We start from the raw sequence: 4,015 nt of genomic DNA, 5'->3' as shown, positions 1-4,015 counted from the left end.
CCCGCAAGCTGGTCCTCAACCTGATCTTCTTCGGGCTGCTGTTCCTGATCTTCATCGTGTTCGTCATCGCCGCCGGCAGCGGCGGGGTGAAGCCGCTGTCCGAGCGCACCACCTTCGTGCTGGCGCCGGAAGGCCGCCTGGTCGAACAGTTCACCGCCGACCCCGCCACCCGCGCGCTGGCCAAGGCGCTGGGCGACAAGGCCGCCGAGGAAGTGCAGCTGCGCGACCTGCTGCGCGCGATCGAGGCGGCGCAGAAGGACGAGAAGATCGAACGCATGCTGCTGCGCGTGGACGAGCTGCAGCCGACCGGCTACGCCTCGCTGCGCGAAGTCGCCGCCGCGCTGGCGAAGTTCCGCGCCTCCGGCAAGCAGATCGTCGCGTTCGGCGAGAACATCAGCCAGACCCAGTACCTGCTGGCCGCGCAGGCCGACGAGGTCTACCTCGACCCGATGGGCAGCCTGATGCTCGAGGGCCTCGGCCGTTACCGCCAGTACTACCGCGAAGGCCTGCAGGACAAGCTGGGCGTGGACGTGCACCTGTTCAAGGTGGGCGAATACAAGTCCGCTGCCGAGCCCTACGTGCTGGACGCCGCATCCAAGGAAGCCAAGGAAGCCGACCTGTTCTGGATGAACGATGTGTGGCAGCGCCTGCTGGCCGACATCGCCAAGGTCCGCAAGACCACGCCCGAAGCGCTGGCGGCCGGCATCGACACGCTGCCCGAGGGCGTCGCCGCCGCCGGTGGCGACCTGGCCAAGTACGCCCTGCAGCAGAAGCTGGTGGACGGCCTGAAGACGCAGGAAGAGGTCGAGAACCTGCTGATCGAGCGTGGCGTGGCCGACGAGGATTCGGATACCGGTTTCCGCGCCATCGGCCTGGCCGGTTACCTGACCCAGCTCGACGCCAAGAAGAATCCGCTCGACAAGCGCCCGCAGGTCGCGGTGGTCGTGGCCGAAGGCGAAATCACCGACGGCGACCAGCCGRCCGGTCGCGTCGGCGGCCTGTCCACCTCGGCGCTGCTGCGCGAAGCGCGGGACGACGACGACGTGAAGGCGGTGGTGCTGCGCGTGGATTCGCCCGGCGGCGGCGTGTACGCCTCCGAGCAGATCCGCCGCGAAGTGGCGGCGCTGAAGAAGGCCGGCAAGCCGGTGGTCGTCTCGATGGGCGACCTGGCGGCCTCGGGCGGCTACTGGATCAGCATGAATGCGGACCGCATCTACGCAGACCCGTCCACCATCACCGGTTCGATCGGCATCTTCGGCGTCATCCCCACCGTGCCGCGCACGCTGGAGAAGATCGGCGTGCGCACCGACGGCGTCGGCACCACCCGCTTCGCTGGCGCGTTCGACATCACCCGTCCGCTGGATCCGGCCGTCGGCCAGGTGATCCAGTCGGTGATCGACAAGGGCTACGCCGACTTCACCGGCAAGGTGGCCGAGGCGCGCAAGAAGCCGGTCGAAGAAATCGATGCCGTCGCCCGTGGCCGCGTATGGAGCGGCGCGCAGGCGAAGGAGCGTGGCCTGGTGGACGAACTCGCCGGTTTCGATGCCGCCGTGGCCGATGCCGCCAAGCGTGCCAAGCTGGGCGGAGCCGATGCGTACCGCGTGCGCTACATCGAGAAGATGTCCTCGCCGTTCTCGCAGTTCATGGGTGGATTCGCAGGCAGCCGCATCGGTGCGGCGTGGCTGAAGGATTCCGACTTCGCTCGCGCGCTGTTGGCGCGCAGCCTGCCGGAGATGGAAGCGCAGCTGCGTTTCGTCGACGAAGCCGTCAACGATCGCCACGGTGCCCCGGTGAAGAGCCTGGCGTACTGCTTCTGCGGATTCTGACCGGCTTCGCCATGCCGTGATCGACGGGCCGCGCGGGCAACCGCGCGGCCCGTTGCGTTTTGCGCATCGCAGGAAGACACGATGTCGCGCGACTCAGGACGATGCGGTGTCGCTCCCGGCCTGCGGCTCTGGCGGTTCGTCGGTCGGCGGCGGCTCGGGGGCGCGGCAGGCGGCGCAGGCCAGCAAGGCGGCGGCGAGCAGGATGAGGCGGATCCGGATCATGGCGACGGTCCTCCCGTGACGTGGCGCTATGCTACGCCCATCGACGAAGGAGGCGCAGGTGGCAGCGAACCGGTGGCGGCTGGACGGACAACGGGCGCTGGTGACCGGCGCCAGCGCGGGGATCGGGCTGGCGATCGCCCGCGAGTTGCTGGGCCTGGGCGCGGACCTGCTGATGGTGGCGCGCGATGTCGATGCGTTGCAGGATGCGCGTACCGAGCTGGCGGACGAATTCCCCGAACAGGGGATCGGCACCCTGGCTGCCGACGTGGCCGACGACRAAGACCGTCGCGCCATCCTCGACTGGGTGGAAGACCACGGCGATGGCCTCAACATCCTGGTCAACAATGCCGGCGGCAACCTCACCCGCGCTGCGGTGGACTACACCGAAGACGAGTGGCGGGGCATCTTCGAAACCAACCTGTTCTCCGCGTTCGAACTGTCTCGTTATGCGCATCCCCTGCTCACGCGGCATGCGACGTCCAGCATCGTCAATGTCGGCAGCGTGTCCGGCATCACCGCGGTGCGCAGCGGTGCGCCCTATGGCATGACCAAGGCCGCGCTGCACCAGCTCACCCGTAACCTGGCCGCCGAATGGGCCGAGGATGGCGTGCGCGTCAACGCGGTGGCGCCGTGGTACATCCGCACGCGCCGCACCTCCGGGCCACTGTCCGACGCCGACTACTACGAAGAGGTCATCGCCCGAACCCCGATGCGCCGCATCGGCGAGCCGGAGGAAGTGGCCGCCGCCGCCGCGTTCCTGTGCCTGCCGGCGGCCAGCTACGTCACCGGCGAATGCATCGCGGTGGATGGCGGGTTCCTGCGGTACGGTTTCTGAGGCATGGAAATCCTCGCCCTCATCATCCTGCCGATGACGCTCGCGCTGTGGTCCGCGCGACGGGTTGATCGCTAGAGGCCGCAGCTGCTTTCAGCGACGATGCGTGCGACACGCTCGTAATCGGCGCGGTTCTTCTCTGCATTCTCGCGGCGGGCGAAACGGAAGGCGACCTCGGTCTCGTCGCGGCGCTTCTTCCACGCATCGCACAGCGCGCCATCGGGCACGCGCGCGCACGTGTCGCGCACCACTTCGCAAGCCTGGCCGGCGCCGGCCTGGGGATTTCCGTCCAGTCCCACGGTGCGCAGGTTCACGCAGCGCGAGGCCGGCTCGACGTCCTCCGTCACGTACGTGTCCTTGTCGTGCGTGGTGCACTGGAACAGGATCGGCGGCGGCAGGCGACGGACATCGGTCGACGCCGCGGGCGCGGGTGGGGTCGTGGTTGTCGCCGGACGCGGCGCMGTGGGCGTGGATGCCGGCGTGGAGGGCGGCGGCGTCGCAGGGGCGGTGGGTGTGGTGCCCGGACCCATCGGCACGGTATTGACGCCCTGCATGGTGCGCTGTTCCTGCTTCATGCCTTTCGGGCATGGCGAATTCTGCAGCGTCAGCGCGCCACTGGCATCGGTGCAGCGGTAGATGACCACCTCGGCGCGCGCAGCGGTGGTGCCGAGCTGCCAGGACAGCACGATCAGCAGCAGAAGCACGAGGGGACGAGCGGTGGTTTTCATGTTCATCTGCAATCGCTGGCCATGCGCGCATCGATGCCGCGCTGCTCCAAGTCTAGCGCGCGGCGTTCACTCGGCATCGCACTGCCGTAGCGGCGAAGGATGTCGTAGCGCCGGTCGGACAGGCGTGAACAGATTTCTTCCTGCGGCAGCGGATGGCAGGGGTCGCGCACCCAGGTGCCGCCGGGCACGAGCACGGGACCCGGCCGATGATGTCCGCCGGCCGGTGGAGGCGGGCGGGGAGGATCACCGCTGCGGAAGGACAGGTTGCCGTTTCCGATCGACACGTTGCCCGACACGCTGCCGCCGCTGCGCGGCCACGCGGGGTAGGCGGAATACGGCAGCCCGTAGGACACCCAGCGGGGATTGCCGTCGCCGGTATCGCTGGTATAGGTCTCGCCCTCGGGGGT

At 68.7% G+C, this 4,015-nt stretch carries 4 protein-coding genes and 1 pseudogene; 2 read left to right on the top strand and 3 right to left on the bottom strand.

Annotation, left to right across the window (positions count from 1 at the left end):
• The coding region (gene sppA / locus AC04L7_RS13805) for a signal peptide peptidase SppA (protein ID WP_475513218.1) at window positions 1–1,826 on the top strand (1,826 nt) is incomplete at its 5' end.
• 93 nt (window positions 1,827–1,919) lie between these two features.
• Here the strand turns inward: sppA and AC04L7_RS13800 are convergent.
• Window positions 1,920–2,048, bottom strand: coding sequence for a hypothetical protein (locus AC04L7_RS13800; protein ID WP_296279150.1), 129 nt, complete (start codon window positions 2,046–2,048; stop codon window positions 1,920–1,922).
• Window positions 2,049–2,106: 58 nt separating this feature from the next.
• On the opposite strand from AC04L7_RS13800, the gene AC04L7_RS13795 reads away from it, so the two are divergent.
• Window positions 2,107–2,883, top strand: coding sequence for an SDR family oxidoreductase (locus AC04L7_RS13795; protein WP_475513217.1), 777 nt, complete (start codon window positions 2,107–2,109; stop codon window positions 2,881–2,883).
• 71 nt (window positions 2,884–2,954) lie between these two features.
• Here the strand turns inward: AC04L7_RS13795 and AC04L7_RS13790 are convergent, their stop codons facing one another.
• On the bottom strand, window positions 2,955–3,608 hold the full coding sequence (locus AC04L7_RS13790) for a DUF4124 domain-containing protein (RefSeq protein WP_435996387.1): 654 nt from the start codon (window positions 3,606–3,608) through the stop codon (window positions 2,955–2,957).
• 2 nt (window positions 3,609–3,610) lie between these two features.
• Window positions 3,611–4,015, bottom strand: a pseudogene (locus AC04L7_RS13785) (hypothetical protein); the annotation flags it as partial.

It is taken from the genome of Pseudoxanthomonas sp. LjRoot204_2, assembly GCF_056175765.1.
The sequence above is the reverse complement of the archived record's forward strand: the minus strand, read 5'-3'. Positions and strand labels throughout refer to the sequence as shown.